A 16,208-nucleotide genomic window follows, 5' to 3' on the forward strand; every position below is an offset into this window, starting at 1 on the left:
GTTAGTAAAGTTTCCTAACTTGCAGTGTCGAAGCGCGGATGCTCCCCCACCTCCCAAGGAGACCACCGTGTTCCACCGCCCTGCCTCCCGGCGGCGTCTCGCCACGGCCGCCGTCGCCCTAGGCCTGCTGTGCACCCTCTCCGCGAGCGCGTGGGCCGACGGGCCCGACCCCCGAACGGCCGCCGGACCGCACGTCCGTGTCACGCCGGTGGCCTCCGCGCCGGGCAGCACCACGGCACTGTCGGGGTACGCGATCCAGTCCACCGCAGCGGTCTCCGACCCGGCGGCCGAAGTCTCCAGCCCCGGCTATCCGGCCAGCGACTGGTACCCGGCCGGCTCCCGCTCCACGGTCCTCGCGGCGCTGCTCGCGAACGGGAAGTACGCGGATCCCTTCTACTCCACCAACCTGGCGAAGATCCCGAAGGCCGACTTCGCCGTGCCCTGGTGGTACCGCTCGGACTTCACGGTCGCCGACACCTCCCTGCGCAGCCGGCTGGACTTCAGCGGGGTGATCTCGGCGGCGGACGTCTACGTCAACGGCCGTCAGGTCGCCGACGCCGCCCAGGTGACCGGCGCCTACACGCACCACGAACTGGACATCACCTCGCTGGTGCGCGCGGGCACGAACACGGTCGCCTTCCGTATCCGGCCCAACGACCCGAACAAGAACCTGACCATGGGCTGGATCGACTGGCTCCAGCCGCCACCCGACCAGAACATGGGCATCGTCCGTGACGTCCTCGTCCGCCGCGGCGGCCCGGTCGCGCTGCGCGACACGCATGTGGTGACCGCCCTCGACGTCCCCTCGCTCCGCTCCGCGGATCTCACCGTCAAGGCGCGGGCCCGCAACGAGACCGGCTCGGCCGTCACCGCCACGGTGTCCGGAAGCATCGGCCCCGTGTCCTTCTCGAAGACCGTCCCGCTCGCGGCTCACGAGACGAGGGCGGTCACGTTCTCACCGTCCGACGTCCCCGGACTGCGCCTGACGTCACCGAAGGTGTGGTGGCCGGCGGGCATGGGCGGGCAGCCGCTCTACGCCCTCGATCTGACCGCATCCGTCGCCGGCACCCCCTCCGACACCGCGCACGAGGACTTCGGCATCCGCGAGGTGAAGGCGCCCCTGAACTCCGACGGCGCCCGGCAGTACCGCATCAACGGCCGCAGGCTGCTCGTCAAGGGCGCCGGCTGGTCCCCCGACGAGTTCCTGCGCTGGGACCGCGGGTATGTCGAGGACCGGTTGAAGTACGTCCTCGACCTGGGCCTCAACACCGTCCGCCTCGAAGGACACATCGAACCGGACGAGTTCTTCGACCTCGCCGACCGCCACGGCGTTCTGACCCTGCCCGGCTGGGAGTGCTGCGACAAGTGGGAGGGGCAGGTCAACGGCAGCGAGACCGGTGACAAGTGGACGGCTTCCGACTATCCGGTCGCCAAGGCGTCGATGGCCGCGGAGGCCGCCCGGCTGCGCGACCACCCGAGCGTCATCTCCTTCCTCATCGGCAGCGACTTCGCCCCGGACGCGACGATCGAGAAGAACTACCTCGACGCGCTGAAGGCGGCCGACTGGCCGACCCCGGTGGCCGCCGCCGCATCCGACAAGTCCTCCCCCGTGTCCGGCAGTTCGGGCATGAAGATGACCGGACCCTACGACTGGATCCCGCCGGGCTACTGGTACGCCAAGCGCGAGGGCGGCGCCACCGGATTCAACTCCGAGACCGGTGCCGGTCCCGACATCCCCACCCTCGACACCCTGCGCCGCATGATGTCGCCCGCCGAGCTGGACACGCTCTGGAAGGACCCGGACGTCAGGCAGTACCACCGCTCGCCGTCCCCGGTCTTCGGCACCCTCAAGATCTACGACGCCGCCCTGACCGGCCGCTACGGCGCACCGACCGGCCTCACCGACTACGTGCGCAAGGCGCAGCTCGCCCAGTACGAGAACGTGCGGGCCCAGTTCGAGGCGTACGGGCGCAACGCCACCGACGCCTCCGAGCCGTCGACCGGAGTCGTGTACTGGATGCTCAACAGTGGATGGACCTCGTTGCACTGGCAGTTGATGGACCGTCATCTCGACCAGGGTGGAGCCTACTTCGGGGCGAAGAAGGCCAACGAACCCCTGCACGTCCAGTACTCGTACGACAACCGGTCCGTCGTCGTGGTGAACAACCGGCACGCGGGCGCGTCCGGCCTCACCGCACGCGTCACGCTCTTCGGCACCGACGGCACACAGAAGTACGACAGGACGGCGACCGGCGTGAACGTGGGCGGCGACGGGGCGCGCACCACCGCGCTCACGGTGCCTTCCTCGGTGAGCGGTCTCCCCACGACGTATCTGGCACGGCTGGTCCTGAGCGACGCCGGGGGCAAGGAGGTCAGCCGGAACGTCTACTGGCTGTCGACCCGGCCTGACACCCTCGACTGGGCGAACACCGACTGGTACTACACGCCGACGACGAGCTACGCGGACCTCAGGGGGCTCGGCTCCATGGCGCGGGTGCCGGTCTCGGCCTCGGTGTCGACCTCCTCCGGTTCCGGCGGGACGTCCACGACGAAGGTCACCCTGCGGAACGACGGGACCGGGAGGACACCCTCGCTGCTGACCGACGCGCATCTCGTCGACGCCGAGGGCCGGCCGGTGCTGCCGGTGCGGTGGTCCGACAACCAGGTCAGCCTGTGGCCGGGTGAGTCGGTGACAGTGACGGCGACCTACCGGACGGCCGATCTGCACGGGGCCACACCCCGGGTGCGGATCTCCGGGTGGAACACCCCGGAGCGGACGGTCCGGTCCCGGTAGAACGGCGCGAGGGGCGGGCCCGGCCCGGGTCCGCCCCTCGTCCGGTTCGTGCTCAGCTCGTGCTCAGCTCACGTTGAGCGCGGCGTCGTCGAGGACGAACGACGTCTGGAGGGTGGAGCCCTCGACGCCGGTGAACTTGATCGTGACCGTCTGCCCGGCGTAGGTGGTGCCGAGGCTGAACGTGCGCTGCGTGTACCCGGAGGCGGCGTTCAGGTTCGAGTACGTGGCGAGGGTCGACAGCACGGTGCCGCCGCTGTTGACGACCTGGGCCTTGAGGGTGTCGTAGGCCGTGCTCGTGGTCGTCTCGGCCGTGTCCACGTGCAGGTAGAAGCTCAGGGTGGCCGAGCAGCCCGAGGGGATGGTCACAGCCTGGGAGAGCGTGTCGGTGTTGGCGGAGCCGTAGCCGTTGAGCCACGCCTTGTACGAGCCGGTACGGGCCGCCTCGCTCGAGCTGTTGGTGATCACACCGCTGGTGGCAGTCCAGGACGTGCTGCCGGACTCGAAGCCGGGGTTGGCGAGCAACTGGGCAGCCGTGCACGTGCCGCCACCACCGCCACCACCGCCACCACCGCCACCACCGCCGCTGCTCGTACCCGCGAGCCAGTCGGTGGCGTTGAGGGCGAGCGCGGCATTGGTGGCGCCGGTGTCGTTCCAGCCGTCGTACAGCGTGTTGCCGGACTGGCCGGTGCCGTCGTCGATCGGTGAACTGTCACCCCAGAAGGCGACCTTGCCGCTGCCGAAGGTGCTCGTCGCGAAGAACGCGCCGGTGTTTCCGGAGTAGCCGGTCGGTAGAGCAGGCCCTCGCTGCTGGAAGTCCTCTTCGGTGAGGACGCCGCCTAAGCTGCCACCACACCAGTGATCCCGGGAGCGTTTCTGAGGCCCTCCCGGGATCACGTGGCCAGTCGCGAGAGGACTGACATGCGCAAAGCTACCCTGCCCGCTCCCCGCCGCAAGAGCCGCCCGAGGGTCGCGGTGTACCTCCGGGTCTCCACCGCCCAGCAGTTGGAGGGGTACGGCCTGGAGGTCCAGGAATCCCTCTGCCGCACCAAGCTGGACGGCATCTTCAAGAGCGGTTACGACGTCACGGTCTTCACCGATGGCGCCGTTTCCGGGAAGCTGGCCAGCCGGCCGGACCTGGACGACATGAACCGTCAGATCAGGTCAGGCGCCTTCGACTCCGTCATCTTCGGCAAGCTCGACCGCATCGGGCGCACGATGAAGGACATCCACCGCTGGGTGTACGACACCCAGGACCTGGGTGTCCGCGTGCTCACCGCGGACGGGCGGCTGGACTCCGACGACGATACGTTCGGGATCATGATGAGCCTGCTCGCCTTCATGGCGGAGCTGGAGCACACGCTGATCCTGGAGCGCACGCTGGGCGGAAGGGACCGCAAGCTGACCGAGGGCGGCTGGCCCTCGGGGGTCACGCCGTACGGTCTGGCCCTCCAGGGCAAGGGCAAGGACGCCGTGGTGGTCCTCCACGAGGACGAAGTCCAGGTCGTCAACCGGGCCGTGGCCCTCTTCCTGGACGACGGCCATTCCAAGGAGGAGACGGGCCGCCGGCTCAGCGAAGCCGGCGACAGGCGCCGTTCGGGAAAGGAGTGGGACTGTGCCAGCGTGGACCGGCTGCTGAGCAGCAGCCATCTCCTGGAGGGCAAGGTCTACTTCCGCAAGACGGACGGCAGCACGAAGACCAAGCTGGACGGTGACGGACAGCCCCTGTACGGGCCGACCGTCGCTCTGCCGGTACCGCGGATCCTCTCCGAGGATCGCGCCGGATCTCTGGCCAAGGCTCTGGAGGACCGGGGCCGCGAGAAGCGGGCCAGCGACAAGTACCCGTTGAGCCACCACATCAACGGCTCGTGCGGGAAGACGTACGTCGGCGCCGGACGTCCCGACGGGACGCGCATGTACCGCTGCCAGGGCGTCGCAGACGCCACGCCGTGCGGTGACAGCTACCTGGAGGCCCAGGCCGTGGAAACGGCAGTCTGGGGCGAGCTGAGCGCCTTCCTGGAGCAGCCCGAGCGGCTGCGCCAGCTGGCCGAGGAGTGGGCCGCGGGTCTCCCCGGCAGTCAGGTCGCGTACATCGAGCGGGCCGAGTCGCTGCGCAGGCAGGCGGACGAGCGCCAGAGGGCACTGAAGAACGCGTTCAAGCACGCGGCCCTTCTCGGTCTCGATGAAGAGGCTGTCAAGGAAGCCACGGACGAGCTGAACATGGAGCTGGAGGCACTGCGTGCCTCTCTCACCGAGACGGAGGCCTGGCTGGCCGAGTACGACTCGGCCCAGGTGCGGGCCAAGGACATGGTGGAGCTGATCAAGAAGGCCAAAGGCCGCATGCACACACTGGATCTCGACAAGCAGGCCGAGGTGTTCGACATGTTCGGCATCGAAGTGACTCCTGAAGAGCACCGGTTCGCCCGCCGCAGCGGGAGGCGCTGTTCGGTCACGGCCTGGCATGCGGAGAGCGCTACGCCCGTGCCGGACGACCCGGACGACACTGCGTGGGGGCAGGTCCAGGACGTCCTTCTGGACGTCGACCCGGACCTACTCAAGGGCCGCTACGACCTCCGTGAGGCCCTGCGGGCGATGCTCCACCGGCTCCGCTCTGGAACCACCTGGGAGGAGCTGGACGGCGCCTTCGGGGTCTCGAAGTCGAGCCTGAAGCGGGCTCAGGGGCTCTGGTTCAACTCCGGCGCCTGGGAACTGATGATGCCCGTGCTGCTGGCACGGAGCGAGGGTGCGCCGGTCTATCAGGCGCCCGTGATTCCGCAGCTCAAGGTGCGCGGCAAGATCACGCAGGATCTGTTCACCAACCTGGATCCGATTGAAGGGTCTTCTCGGCCGTGGTGAACAACGTGTTGGGTTCGGGCAGCACCAGCTCGTCGAGGTTCGACAGATCGGTCGCGGCCGTACCGCCATAGGTGAGGCTGGAACCCGAAGGCAGCGTCTTGAGGCTGTAGTTGCCCGTCTTCTGCAGGGCCACGCCCGTCACGAGTGCCCGCGCGGGAGCGGACTGGCTCCGCCCGGAGGGGGCAGATACATAGCAGCGGGGGACCGACCAAGAGGGGCGGAGATGGAGATCTCGGGCATCATCAGTGCCATCCTCATCGGCATCATCATCGGTGTGCTGGGCCGGCTCGTGGTGCCGGGCCGCCAGCGCATCGGCATCCTGTGGACGATCGCGGTCGGCATCGTGGCCGCGTTCATCGGGTCGGGGGTCGCCGCCGCGTTCGGCGTCGCCGACACCAAGGGCGTCGACTGGATCGAGTGGCTCATCCAGATCGGCCTCGCCGCACTGGGCGTCGCCGCACTGGACCGGTCGAGGGCGCGCCGCTGAGCGACCGAGGCCGACCGGCAGCCGCCTTCGCCTCGGGGCTCCCCCGCGGCTCGGGACCGGTGAATCGCGTTGCGGAGCAGGTTCGGTTCCCCTTTCCGTGCGGCTCGGGGGCCGGTGAATTGCGTTGCGGAGGAGGCTCCCGTGCGGCTACGTTCTGCGGGCTTCGCACCCGTACGTCCGACGCCACGGAGAGACCTTGCCGCCACGCATCACACCGTTGACCGATCCCGAATCCACCACGTCGAGCCGGCGTCTGGCCTGGCTGGCCTCGGACACCGAAGGGGTCCCGGTGGGCTCGGCGTTCCTCCGGCTGTTCACCAGGGAGGGTCTGGATCACCTCGCCGAGCTGGAGATCGCCGTACATCCCGCCGAACGGCGCAAGGGAGTGGGCGGCGCCCTCCTGGACGCCACCGCGGCCGCCGCGCGAAGCGAGGGGCGACGGTCGCTGGTGTCCCGGGCCACGGTGGGCACTCCCGGCGACGGGTTCCTCGCGGCGCGCGGGTTCCGCCGGGCGCTGTCCCTGACGTACGCGCGGCTCGCGCTGACCGAACTCGACCTCTCTGCCGTCACCCGGATCACCGAACGACCGCACCAGGGTTACGCGTTGACGCACTGGGACGGAGTCGTGCCGACCGAGCTCGCGCAGACCTACGCCGATTCCCGGCGGGCCATGGACGACATGCCGATGGAAGACAGCGATCACGGGATCGACGTCTGGGACGTGGAGCGGGTCGTGGCGGTGGCCGAGGTCGTTCTCAAGCGGGGCGACGCGCTCCACACCGTGGCCGTGGTGGACCGCTCGGACGGCTCGATCGCCGGCTTCTCGGAACTCGTCGTGCCGGGCGACGGCCGGGGCGACGCCCAGCACTACGGAACGGGAGTCCTGCCCGAGCACCGCGGCCACGGCCTCGGGCTGTGGATGAAGGCCGAGTCGATCCGCCTGGCCCGACTGCGGTACCCGGCGCTCGAAGGCCTGTTGACGGACACGGCCGAGAGCAACGCGCCGATGATCGCCATCAACGACACCCTCGGCTACCGGCCCACCCACCGTGAGGTGGAGTACCGGATGGATCTCTGAGGCACGTTCGCCAGGACGCGTGCCGGGGGCGTGGAGTCCGAGCCCGGTCGCGGCGGGGTGCCCGGACTTCGCGGTCCCGACGGCGTCCGCCGGAGGCCCCGGTCGGGATCGGGCGGCCTGCCGGAGGCCGCCGGAGTCAGGCGGCCGCCTTCAACGCGGCGAGACCGTCGTAGGCGGACGGGTGCGCGGGTGTCCAGCCCAGCTCCCGTTCCGCCTTCGCCGAGGAGACCCGCAGCGTCGTCCGCATCATCACGTGCGCGTACGCCATGGGCCTCATCATCCACAGCGGTACGGTCATCGGCTTCGGCAGGCCGAACTCCTGGGCCACGGCCCGGACATGGGCCGCGAAGCCCAGCGGGGTCCGGTCGGCCACGTTGTACGCCTCCCCGGGACGGCCGTGCTCCACGGCGGCGGCCACCGCGCGCGCCGCGTCGGCGAGGTCCACCCAGGGCAGGACCCGCCCGTGGTCGTCGGCGACGGGGAGCTGCCGCCTGCGCAGCATGGGCAGCAGGGCGTCGGTGCCGCCCGCGCCGTAGAAGAGCCCGAAGCGGAGCGCGACTCCCTCCAGGCCGGTGGCCTCGAAGGTGAGCCGCTCCTTGGTGCGCATGGCCGCGATGTGCCGTTCCAGTTGCGGCGTGGCTCCTTGCGGCCCGAAGGTGTCGGCCTCGGTGACGACATGGTCCCCGTGGTCACCGAATCCGTACCCGAAGACCATCGACTCGGCGACCAGCCGGCGTGCGCCGGTGGCCCGCGCGGCCTCGACGAGGTGGGCGGTGCCGTCGGTGCGCAGGGCGTCGGTCGCGTGCATGTCGCGGTGGCGCAGGGGCGGCTTGCGCAGGGCGGTCGCGGCCAGGACGACCGTGTCGTAGTGCTGTCCGTCGACGGCCCGCAGCAGCGCGTCGCGGTCCATCAGATCGGCCTGGATGTCGTTGGCGGGGCTCCGGCCGAGACCCGTGACCCGGTGGCCCGCTTCTGTCAGGGCCCGGGTGATGTGCCGGCCGAGAACACCGCTCGCGCCGGCCAGGAGAATGCTCTGGTTCGTCGTCATGCCGATGCGACGGATGGCGTGTGCGCGGATGTGACATCGTCCCCGGCCGCTGCGCTCGGACGGGGACGGGCGTCACTCCTCGTAGAAGTACGGTGTCGTCGTGGTGAGGGGATGGAAGCCCAGCCGGGCGAGGACGGGGCGGCTCTGGCTGGAGGCGTCGACCTGGACGTAGCGGTAGCCGCGGTCGGCGGCGACACGGGCGCGGTGGGCGACGAGGGCGCGGTAGATGCCGCGGCCGCGCCAGGCCTCGACGGTGCCGCCGCCCCACAGTCCGGCGAACCGGGCGCCCGGCAGGAGTTCCATGCGGGCCGCGCTGACGGGGACGTCGCCGGCGAGGGCCACGACGGCGACGACCGTGTCGCCCGTGAGCTGGGCGAGCAGTTGGTGGCGCAGACGGGTGCTGTCCCCGCCGAAGGCCTGCTCGTGGACGTCGGCCACGAGGTCGACGCCCGCGCGGTCGGTGACCGGCAGCAGCCGTACGCCCTCGGGAGGTTCGGCGTCGAGGGTCAGATCACCCAGCTCGGCGATCATCAGTGTCTCCTCGGGCTGGGCGGTGAAGCCCGCCGCCCGCAGCCGCTGCCCCAGGTCCTCCGGCCGGTCGTGGCCGTACAGCTTCCACTCGAAGCCTCCCCCGAGCCCGGAGAAGAACCGCACCTGCCCGGCGATGGCCGCGTCGGCGTTCGTCTCGTCCAGGTCGGACCAGAGCACGCCGTTCCAGCCCTTGTCGGCCCCGACCTGGCGCACCACCTTGTCGACACGCTCCACCCGGGCGCCCGGCGCGTCGGGCCGCGCGCCTTCCCGCATGTCCCGGTCGAACAGGGCGAGTACCGCAACGTGATCCATGGGCTCACTCCAGCACCCCTGGACGAACGGGGCAACGGGAATAAGTGGCCCTTCGGCGGTCGGGGCGGTCACCGGGGGCCGGGCGGCGGCGCCCGCCGTGACGGGTGCCCCCGCCCGGCCGCCGCGGCCCCGGACACGAGAGCGCCCGGGCGGACCCTTCATCAGGCCCCGCCCGGGCGCCGGTTCCATGTCGCCCCGATCAGCCGGTGGCGGTCAGCTCCTGGTGCTGCACGGGGCTCGGGGGCGCCACCTGGACGCGGCGCAGGCCGGTCAGGCTGACGAACACCAGGGAGAAGACGCCCGCGAGGGCGAAGGCGGTGAAGCCCGCGGTGGTCGAGCCGGTGGCGAGCAGCTGGCCGCCGAGCCAGGGACCGAAGACGGCGCCGAAGCGGCCCATGCCCGAGGTCCAGCCGACCGCGGTGGCGCGGTTGTCGTCCTCGGAGCGGTGCGCCACGGTGGCGTAGATCATCGCCTGGGCGCTGAAGAGGAACATGCCGGTCAGGAAGACGACGGTGTAGGTGAGGGGCAGCGGCATCTTGAAGCTGAGGGAGTAGATCCCGACGGCGGTGGCGCCGAACCAGATGGCGGAGATGAGCGAGCCGCCGAACTTGTCGGTGAGGCGGCCGCCGACCAGCATGCCGACGATGCCGCCGAGGTTGATGACGATGACGAAGCCGATCGAGGACCCGAGGTTGTAGCCGTTGGCCTTCATCAGCGAGGGCAGCCACTGCGATACGCCGTAGACGAGCAGGAGACCGCCGAAGGACGCGATCCAGAAGAGCAGGGTCTGGGCCCACCGGCCACCGCGGAACAGGTCGGTGAGGGCGCTGAAGCGGTCGGCCGCGGCCTGGCGCTTCTCGGCGCGGGCGGCGAGGTCGACGCCGTAGCGGTCGGCGAGCACCCGGGCCTCCTCGGTACGGCCCTTGGCCTGCAGGAAGGCCATCGACTCCGGCAGGAACCTGGCCGCCAGCGGCACCCCGATGAACAGCGGCAGCACACAGATCCAGAAGGAGACACGCCAGTCGCCCGTCCCGAGCGCCACGAATCCGGCGACGATGCCGCCGGCCTGGTGGGCGGTCATCAGCGAGCCCACGATCAGGGCTCGACGGCCCCGCGGGGCGTACTCGGTGACCATGGTGATCGCGCTCGGCAGCAGGCCGCCGAGGCCGAGGCCCGCCAGGAAGCGGCCGAGGCTGAAGACGCCCAGGCTCGAGGCGGAGGCGCAGACCGCCGAGGCGAGCGAGAACACGGCGGTCGACCAGACGATCGTCTTCTTGCGGCCGACCCAGTCACTGACGGTGCCGGAGGACAGGGCGCCGATCAGCATGCCGAAGGTGGCGTAGGAGCCGACGTCGCCGGCCTTGCCGGGGTCGATGCCGAGTGCCTTCGTCTCCAGCATGTGCGGCAGCACGGAGCCGTAGATGAACATGTCGAGGCCGTCGAAGAGGACGACCAGCCAGCAGAGGCCGACGACTGTCGCGGCCAGTCTGCCGCCGCCGCGAGCGGGCAGGGCGAGGGAGGAGGACATCGTTGTTTCCTCTCGTCCAGGAGGCGTGGGCCCTGGAAGGGGATCGGGGATGCGGGTCGACGCGGCTCGTGCGGCTGACCCGATGGTGCGACAGACGCTAAGGAGTGAACTCGCAGAGTGTCAACGCTTTTGTCAACAATCCACGAAACAATCCGGCCACCCTCCGGGACGGTCCCACAGGAGCCTGAGAAGCAGGTGAAAAGGGGTGCGGGCGGCACCCGGTCCGGTGCCGCCCGCATCCGCGTGCCGGCTGGAACTCGCCGCTCGGCCGATCGGCCGACGGGCAGCGGTGACCCGCGCTCCGGCCGATGGGGAGCCGTCACGGGGGGGGCGAGCCGACGGGACCCGGCACAGGCCTGGGCCTGCCGGCACACGGCGGCCGCGGGCGTTGATCAGCCGACGGTCGGCCGCCGAGGGGGCCGGTCAGCCGATCGGCGGCGTGCCATGGGTGTGGAAGGACTCGATGGTCTTGAGACCCCAGGCCTGGCCCTTCTTCCGCTCGTTCTCGGTCCACGTGACCAGGGGCCAGTCGGGGGCGAGGACGAGTCGGGTGAGCGGGTTGCACAGCTCGATGCGGTTGCCGCCGGGTTCGTAGACGTACAGGAAGAACGTCTGCTGGATGGCGTGCTTGTGCGGGCCGGTCTCGATGAACACACCGGTGTCGATGGCGAGGTCGGCGGCGCGCAGGATGTCCTCGCGGGTGTCCGTGGCGAACGCGATGTGGTGCAGGCGCCCGCTCGAACCCGTCCAGTCCTCCGTGTACACGATGTCGTACGACTTGCTGCTGAAGGTCAGCCACTGGGCGGCGATCCTGCCGCTGTCGAGCTGGATCTGCTCGGTCGGGCGGGCCCCGAGCGCGTCACGGACGAAGTCTCCGTTGGAGGCGACGTCGGAGGCGAGGAAGTTCACGTGGTCCAGGCGTCGTACGCCGACCCCGTGGCCGGGCTTGGCCTGCGGCTGGTTCTTCAGACCGGGCTTGAGATGGTCCGGCGCCTGATACCACTCGCTCTCCCAGTACAGGGCGAGTTCGTGACCGTCGGGGTCGGTGGTGACGTAGACCGGGCCGAGACCCGGCTCGTCGTTCACCCAGCGGCCCTCGCGGCCGGCGCTCTCGATCTCCTTGACCCGGCGCTGGAGGGCCTCCTCGCTGGAGGCGCGCAGGGCGGTGCGGCGGATGCCCGAGGTCGTATGGGCGGTGAGGGTCAGGCTGTGGTGCTCGTAGTCGTCCCAGGTCCGCAGATAGACGGAGTCCCCGGAACGGCCGTTCTCGGTCAGGCCGAGGTAGTCCGTGAAGAACCGGACGCTGGCGTCCAGGTCGGGGGTGAGCAGTTCGACGTGCCCGAGGTGGGCGATGTCGCCGAGCGGCGGGGCCATGGGGGGCCTCCTCAGGGTTGAAGTGCGGCTCCGGCCGGCCGGGGGAAGACCGTGCCGTCGAAGATCTTGCGTGCGGTGCGGACGACGGCTGTGCGCCGGGCCACGGGCGCGGCGCCCCCGGGGCCGTACTCGACACCGGCTTCGATGTCGAGGAATCCGGTGGGGTGTTCGATGCGCAGCCGGTCCCCGTGTTCGGGCGGGCGGGCCACGGTGTGCCCGACACCGCCCTCCACGCGCAGCCCGGCGGCGACGCCGGCGGCGCCCAGGACGCCGATGGAGGTGTGGCAGCGCACCGGGATGAAGGTGCGGGTCATGACGGCACCGCCGTCCCGTGGCGGCGCGAGCAGGGTCAGCTTGGGCACGGTGGCGTTCTCGACGTCCCCGAGACCCATCCGCTTGCCCGCCTCCAGGCGGATCTCGCGGAGCCGGTCGGCCAGCGTCAGATCCTCCTCCAGGTCCTTGGGGGCCTCGTACCCGGTGACACCCAGCGAGGACGCGGCGATCAGCACGGTCGGCATGCCGTTGTCCACGCAGGTCACCGGGGTGTCGGCGACGATGTCCCAGGCGTGGCCGGTGGGCAGCAGCGGGCTGCTCCCCCGCGGGAACTCGATCACCACCGGAGCGGCGGTCCCGGGCACCCCGGAGATCCCGGCGGAGCCCGTGTAGACCACGCGCCCGCCCTCGGTGGGGAAGCACGCGACCGCGAGGTCCCCGGAGTTGACCATGCGGACGCGTACCGAGGTGCGCCCCTCCCCGGGCTCGACCAGTCCGCGTTCGACGGCGAACGGCCCGACCCCGGCGAGGATGTTGCCGCAGTTCTGACGGTCCGACACTTCCGCCCGGTCGACGGCGACTTGGAGGAACAGGTAGTCGACGTCGGCCGCGGGGTCCGCGGAGACCGAGATCACGGCCACCTTGCTGGTCAGCGGGTGGGCGCCGCCCAGGCCGTCGATCTGACGCGGGTCGGGGCTGCCCATCACGCGCAGCAGGAGGTCGTCGCGTTCGGCGGCGTCGGCGGGCAGGTCCTCGGCCAGGAAGTAGGCACCCTTGGAGGTACCGCCGCGCAGGAGCATGCAGCGCACCTCGTCGGGCCCGCTCACGGCGCGGCTCCGTCCCGTACGTACTCGTCGTACGACGTGTACGTCACGCCCAGGCGTACGAGGGTCTCGCGCAATCCGTAGCGGTCCAGGCCGAGTTCGCCTTCGAGGAAGGCGGCGCGGGCCAGCGCCTCCTTCCGCTCGCGGGCCTCGGACGCCTCGGCGACCCGGCGGGCGTCCTCGCGCGGCACACACACCACGCCGTCGTCGTCGGCGAGGATCACGTCGCCGGGCCGGACGATCTGGCCGCCGAGGACCACCGGTACGTTGACGGAACCGCCGGTCGCCTTCACGGTGCCCTGCGGGCTGACCGCGGCGGACCAGGCGGGAAAGCCCATCTCGCGCAGTTCGGCGGTGTCCCGGATACCGGCGTCGATGACCAGACCGCGCACGCCGCGCCGGTGCAGCGCGGTGGCGAACAGCTCCCCGAACATGCCGTCGGTGGACGGCGAGGTGGTGGTGACCACCAGGATGTCGCCCTCGCCGCACTGCTCGACGGCGGCGTGGATCATGAGGTTGTCGCCGGGCCAGGACAGGACCGTGACCGCGGTGCCCGCGACACGGGTGCCCTGCTGGATGGGGCGCAGACGCGTACCGAGCAGGCCGGTGCGGCCCATCGCCTCGTGCACGGTCGCGGTGCCGTATCCGGCGATCGCCTCGACGTCCTTCGCGTCCGCCTTGGGCGGGCCGGTGACGATCACGCCGCTCATGCCAGCTCCTTCGCGATCTGCGGGTAGGGACGCATGAACGCCTCGGCCATGGTCTTGTGGGCCAGGCCCAGATTGGGACCGGCGTTGCGCTTGAGCTGCACCCCGCGGCGCACGGCGAGGTCGGTGTAGTAGTCCCACAGATGCTGCTGGGCGCCGAGGCACTCCATCGCCTTGCGCTTGGTCTCCCACACCTCGGTGATGTCGAGGAGCACCTCGGGCCTGAAGCCGCTCATCTCGGGCTGGTGGGGTTCGAAGTAGAAGACGGGCGGGGCGCCGATGATCTCGCCCTCGCCGGGATAGCCGATGGCCTGGGCGAGGACACGGGCCTCGAGCGCCATGCGGTTGGCGGCCGGGTGGTCGCCGTTGTACGGGTCCTCGGTCGGGTGCGTGAGCACGACGTCCGGCTGGGTCTCGCGATAGACCGTCACCAGCCGGTCGTTGAGCTCGGCCGTGGCGGTCAGCGGGTAGTCGCCCGCGTCGAAGAAGCGGACCTCGGCGCCGAGCGTGGCGGCGGCCTTCTCGGCCTCCTCGCGGCGTATCGCCTTGATCTCGTCGAGCTTCTTTCCCTCGCGCCAGGCCTTGGCGGACTCACCGCGCTCGCCGAAGGTCAGACAGGCGATGGTGACCTTCTCGCCCCGGGAGGCGGCCAGGGCGATGGCTCCCCCGGCCCGCCACACGAAGTCTCCGGCGTGCGCGGTGACGACCAGGGTCGACCGTGCTGAGCGCCCCTCTCGCTCGGGCGGGTCCGAGGGTTCGGGGGCGGCGGGCGCGTTGCCGTGCGTCATTGCAGCAATCTCCTTGGTGGACAGGTGCGCGCCCGCCTCGGCTGTCCGTCGTACCGCGCGTCGCCGCGCGACACGTCAGTCGCGCAGCGCTTCGATCACACTGCCGAGGTGAGCGCGGACGGCCGCTTCGGCCGCCTGCGGGTCCCTGGCCCTGATCGCTTCGATCATGGCCAGGTGTTCACTCAGGGACTGCTGCGCACGACCGGGTCGCAACGCCAACTGGAACCGGTGGCGCACCAGTTGGGCGTTGAGCCGCTCCAGGAGTCCCACGGCCGTCTGCTGGCCGGAGAACTCCCTGATCCGGGCGTGTACTTCGTGGTTCAGCTCGGAGTAGGTCACCGGTTCGCCGTCGGCGACCGCTTTCGACATGGCCGCGCCCAGGTCCGCCAGTTCGGCGAGCTGGTCGTCGGTGGCCAGGGCGGCCGCCTTGGCGGCGCAGAGGCTTTCGAGTGCCATACGGCACTCGGTGATGGCGACCGCTTCCTCCACGGTCACCACCCGGACGCGCGACCCGCGGTTGCGGATCCGCTCGACCAGTCCCTCCGATTCCAGCTCGATCAGCGCCGCGCGGGCGCTGGCCCGGGTGACACCGAACTGCTCGGCGAGTTCGTTCTCCACCAGCCGCTGGGCCGGTGCCATCTCTCCGCGCAGAATCGCCTGCCGCAGCTGCACCAACGCGTGCTGCTTGGCCTGCTCGCCGGTGCCTGGACGGGCTTCCTTCTGCATTGCTGCCCTCCCTGAGTGAGTGCCTGTCGAACGTAAATCTAGACCAACAAGATTGTCAACAATTTTGTTCGGTATGTTGCCGACACGCTTCGGGCTCCGACAGGCACACCCGGGACCGCCGGTCGGGCGCCGCTTCCTTCACTGCCGCCGCGGTGCGGTCCCTGGAGGAAACTCCCGGACACCACCGTGCGGCGCTCGGGTGACACGCCCGGCCGCCGGGTTGCGGTGCCCGAACGACACCCCCGCGGCCACCGGGTTGTGGGGCGTGGGTGGCGGCCTCACCATGAACTGCGACCGCCTCGGCCGACGGTCCGGCGGCGGCCCACTCCTCTGCGTGCACCGATCCCACCGAAGCCCGGGACTCCCGGGCGCGGCTGCGCCACACTCCAGAACGGAACGTCAACTCACCTTCGAGCGAAGGGACTTACCGAATGCGCGCCTCGCTCCGCACCGGGTCGGCAGGGGCCGCGGCCCTGTGTCTGTCCCTCGTCGCCCTTCCCGCTCACGCGACTCCCCCGGGCCCCGGGGTCCGTGGCAGGGTCATCGCGCAGAGCACCGTCGGCGGCACCGACTACATCCTCCGGAAGATCACCGTCCCGCCCGGCCAGGCGACCGGCTGGCACTACCACGACGGCCCGCTGTACGCATACGTCAAGCAGGGCACCCTCAGCCACTTCGACTCGAGGTGCGCGCGCGACGGCCGCTACCGGGCCGGCGACTCCCTCACCGAGTCTCCCGGCCCCACGAACGTCCACATCGGACGCAACCTCGGCTCGAAGCCGCTGGTCCTGGACGTCCTCTATGTACTGCCGCACGGCTCGCCCCTCTCCGAGGACGCCCCCAACCCCGGCTGCCCCTTCCAGTAGCGTCCGAGGGCGCCCGACG

13 protein-coding genes and 2 pseudogenes are annotated in these 16,208 nt (G+C 70.7%); 5 read left to right on the forward strand and 10 right to left on the reverse strand.

All coding sequences use genetic code 11. From position 1 onward, the window contains the following. The first annotated feature begins 67 nt into the window (after positions 1-67). Positions 68-2,794: a glycosyl hydrolase 2 galactose-binding domain-containing protein gene (locus OG788_RS05900; RefSeq protein WP_406369401.1), complete on the forward strand. Its 2,727-nt coding sequence runs from the start codon at positions 68-70 to the stop codon at positions 2,792-2,794. A gap of 63 nt (positions 2,795-2,857) precedes the next feature. Here OG788_RS05900 and OG788_RS05905 read toward each other — a convergent pair. Further along, positions 2,858-3,597 (reverse strand): annotated as a pseudogene (locus tag OG788_RS05905) (hydrolase); the annotation flags it as partial. Positions 3,598-3,712: 115 nt separating this feature from the next. Here OG788_RS05905 and OG788_RS05910 point away from each other — a divergent pair. Next, entirely contained in the window at positions 3,713-5,647 is a 1,935-nt protein-coding gene (locus tag OG788_RS05910) for a recombinase family protein (protein ID WP_406369402.1), read from the forward strand. On the opposite strand, the pseudogene OG788_RS05915 reads toward OG788_RS05910, so the two are convergent. After that, positions 5,628-5,783, reverse strand: a pseudogene (locus OG788_RS05915) (hydrolase); the annotation flags it as partial. The gene OG788_RS05910 and the pseudogene OG788_RS05915 overlap by 20 nt on opposite strands. 87 nt (positions 5,784-5,870) lie before the next feature. On the opposite strand from OG788_RS05915, the gene OG788_RS05920 reads away from it, so the two are divergent. Both OG788_RS05920 and OG788_RS05925 read left to right on the forward strand, forming a co-directional pair. Then, positions 5,871-6,134 (forward strand): GlsB/YeaQ/YmgE family stress response membrane protein, encoded by a 264-nt coding sequence (locus OG788_RS05920; protein ID WP_351541966.1) that lies wholly within the window; start codon positions 5,871-5,873, stop codon positions 6,132-6,134. Between the two features lie 196 nt (positions 6,135-6,330). Further along, positions 6,331-7,212: a GNAT family N-acetyltransferase gene (locus OG788_RS05925; RefSeq protein ID WP_406369403.1), complete on the forward strand. Its 882-nt coding sequence runs from the start codon at positions 6,331-6,333 to the stop codon at positions 7,210-7,212. Positions 7,213-7,348: 136 nt separating this feature from the next. Here the strand turns inward: OG788_RS05925 and OG788_RS05930 are convergent, their stop codons facing one another. The 8 genes from OG788_RS05930 to OG788_RS05965 form a co-directional block, all read right to left on the reverse strand. Continuing rightward, on the reverse strand, positions 7,349-8,260 hold the full coding sequence (locus OG788_RS05930) for an NAD-dependent epimerase/dehydratase family protein (RefSeq protein ID WP_406369404.1): 912 nt from the start codon (positions 8,258-8,260) through the stop codon (positions 7,349-7,351). 72 nt (positions 8,261-8,332) lie between these two features. Beyond that, positions 8,333-9,103, reverse strand: a complete 771-nt coding sequence (locus OG788_RS05935; protein WP_406369405.1) for a GNAT family N-acetyltransferase — start codon at positions 9,101-9,103, stop codon at positions 8,333-8,335. Positions 9,104-9,302: 199 nt separating this feature from the next. Further along, positions 9,303-10,631: an MFS transporter gene (locus OG788_RS05940; RefSeq protein ID WP_406369406.1), complete on the reverse strand. Its 1,329-nt coding sequence runs from the start codon at positions 10,629-10,631 to the stop codon at positions 9,303-9,305. A 423-nt stretch (positions 10,632-11,054) separates the two neighbouring features. After that, the gene (locus OG788_RS05945) at positions 11,055-12,005 is read right to left on the reverse strand and encodes a catechol 2,3-dioxygenase (protein ID WP_266755330.1); all 951 of its coding nucleotides are present in this window, start codon (positions 12,003-12,005) and stop codon (positions 11,055-11,057) included. Between the two features lie 11 nt (positions 12,006-12,016). Next, positions 12,017-13,105, reverse strand: a complete 1,089-nt coding sequence (locus OG788_RS05950) for a 4-oxalomesaconate tautomerase (RefSeq protein ID WP_406369407.1) — start codon at positions 13,103-13,105, stop codon at positions 12,017-12,019. Then, positions 13,102-13,812 (reverse strand): 4-carboxy-4-hydroxy-2-oxoadipate aldolase/oxaloacetate decarboxylase, encoded by a 711-nt coding sequence (locus OG788_RS05955; protein ID WP_351541972.1) that lies wholly within the window; start codon positions 13,810-13,812, stop codon positions 13,102-13,104. Before OG788_RS05955 ends, OG788_RS05950 begins: the two co-directional genes overlap by 4 nt. After that, entirely contained in the window at positions 13,809-14,597 is a 789-nt protein-coding gene (locus tag OG788_RS05960; RefSeq protein ID WP_406369408.1) for a PIG-L deacetylase family protein, read from the reverse strand. The genes OG788_RS05955 and OG788_RS05960 overlap by 4 nt, the downstream gene beginning before the upstream one ends. Before the next feature lie 75 nt (positions 14,598-14,672). Then, positions 14,673-15,323: a GntR family transcriptional regulator gene (locus OG788_RS05965; RefSeq protein WP_351541974.1), complete on the reverse strand. Its 651-nt coding sequence runs from the start codon at positions 15,321-15,323 to the stop codon at positions 14,673-14,675. Between the two features lie 431 nt (positions 15,324-15,754). Here OG788_RS05965 and OG788_RS05970 point away from each other — a divergent pair, with 431 nt between their 5' ends. Beyond that, positions 15,755-16,189 carry a cupin domain-containing protein gene (locus OG788_RS05970; protein ID WP_406369409.1) on the forward strand — a complete coding sequence of 145 codons (435 nt, stop codon included), beginning with the start codon at positions 15,755-15,757 and terminating at the stop codon, positions 16,187-16,189. Positions 16,190-16,208 lie beyond the last annotated feature (19 nt).

The sequence above is a fragment of the Streptomyces sp. NBC_00647 genome (assembly GCF_045207245.1).
GTDB lineage: Bacteria > Actinomycetota > Actinomycetes > Streptomycetales > Streptomycetaceae > Streptomyces.